The 1,802-nt window shown below is 48.3% G+C and carries 2 protein-coding genes; both read left to right on the forward strand.

The window, feature by feature from the left end:
• Positions 1-165: 165 nt before the first annotated feature.
• Positions 166-723, forward strand: a complete 558-nt coding sequence (gene nrdR, locus AC9UEP_RS05935) for a transcriptional regulator NrdR (RefSeq protein WP_509545075.1) — start codon at positions 166-168, stop codon at positions 721-723.
• Positions 724-726: 3 nt separating this feature from the next.
• The coding region (locus AC9UEP_RS05940) for a ribonucleotide reductase barrel domain-containing protein (protein WP_509545077.1) at positions 727-1,802 on the forward strand (1,076 nt) is incomplete at its 3' end.

Genomic DNA, 1,802 nt, shown 5'->3' on the forward strand with positions numbered 1-1,802 from the left:
CGCTTCATCCTGCAGAGTCTCAAGAAATACTTTATAGTTCCCACTAGATGTAGGGGTCGAAAGCAATAAAACTTCCATAAGTAGTGTTTTTACGGTAGTTTTACCAATTCACCAATACATGCATTTATTGGAAATTCTAGGTATTTCGAAGGGAGACACGCCGAGATGATTTGCCCGTTCTGCAGACACGATGATTCCAGAGTCGTTGACTCCCGTCCGGTCGTCGATGGCACAGAAATCCGCCGCCGCCGGGAATGCCCTAAATGCGGTCAGCGCTTTTCCACCCAAGAGGTGGCACTGCTCAACATCATCAAGCGATCAGGGGCCACTGAGCCATTTAGCCGCGAGAAGGTTCTTGTCGGCGTGCGCAAGGCGTGCCAAGGTCGCCCAGTGGGTGAAGATGATTTGGTTTTACTTGCCCAGCGAGTCGAAGAGAGCCTTCGCGGAACAGGGCAAGCAGAAATCGAAGCTCAAGAGGTAGGAATGGCAATTCTTGCGCCACTACGCGAACTCGATGAGGTGGCCTACCTCCGATACGCATCTGTGTACCGTAACTTTGCCTCCCTTGAAGATTTTGAAGGTGAGATAGCACTTCTCCGCGCACTACCTTCGAATGTAAATCAGGTAACACCAGCAGCACAAGTGCGACAAGTACTAACACCAGCCATATCAACATCATCAGCAAGGTCAACAGCAACACTTAATCAGAAGACGGGGAAATAACACATGTCAGAGACGGTCATCAACCGCCCAGTATCGAAGTTTAAGACAGGCAAAGGTCTTACTATCGGTCGTATTTATACAACAGAAGGCCTTCACCCATATGACCAGGTCACATGGGATCGCCGCGATGTTGTTCAACAGAATTGGAAGACAGGCGAAGTTGTTTTCGAACAACGCGGTGTTGAGTTTGCAGACTTCTGGTCAGTAAATGCTTCAACTATCGTAACGACCAAGTACTTCCGCGGAGCAGTCGGTGCTGAGAATCGTGAATGGTCTCTTAAGCAAGTTATTGATCGCGTAGTTTTAACATATACAAAAGCTGGAAAAGAGTACGGATACTTTGCAACTGAGAAGGATGCAACAATTTTCGAGCATGAACTTACCTACATGCTCTTGCATCAGATCTTCTCATTTAACTCCCCAGTCTGGTTTAACGTCGGAACTGCCTCCCCGCAGCAAGTTTCGGCCTGCTTTATCTTGTCTGTTGATGACACGATGGAATCAATTCTTAACTGGTATCGCGAAGAAGGAATGATCTTTAAGGGTGGCTCTGGTGCCGGTCTTAACCTTTCCCGTATTCGTTCATCAAAGGAACTATTGAAGTCAGGTGGAACCGCATCTGGTCCCGTCTCATTTATGCGCGGTGCTGATGCCTCTGCTGGAACAATCAAATCTGGTGGCGCCACCCGTCGTGCAGCCAAGATGGTTGTGCTAGATGTGGATCACCCAGATATTGAAGAATTTATCGAGACCAAGGTTTCAGAGGAGCAGAAAATTCGCGCCCTGCGCGATGCTGGCTTTGATATGGACTTAGGTGGAAAAGACATCATCTCGGTTCAATATCAGAATGCAAATAACTCAGTGCGCCTTTCCGATAAATTCATGAGCGCAGTAGAAAAGGGCGAGCAGTTTGGTTTAGTTGGCCGCTCAACTGGTGAAGTAATTGAAACCGTAGATGCCCGCGCACTCTTTACCAAGATTGCCGAAGCCGCATGGGCTTGTGCCGATCCGGGAATTCAATTCGATGACACCATCAATGATTGGCATACCAACCCAGAGACAGGTCGCATTAACGCGTC

It is taken from the genome of Candidatus Planktophila sp., from assembly GCF_040402315.1.
Lineage (GTDB): Bacteria > Actinomycetota > Actinomycetes > Nanopelagicales > Nanopelagicaceae > Planktophila.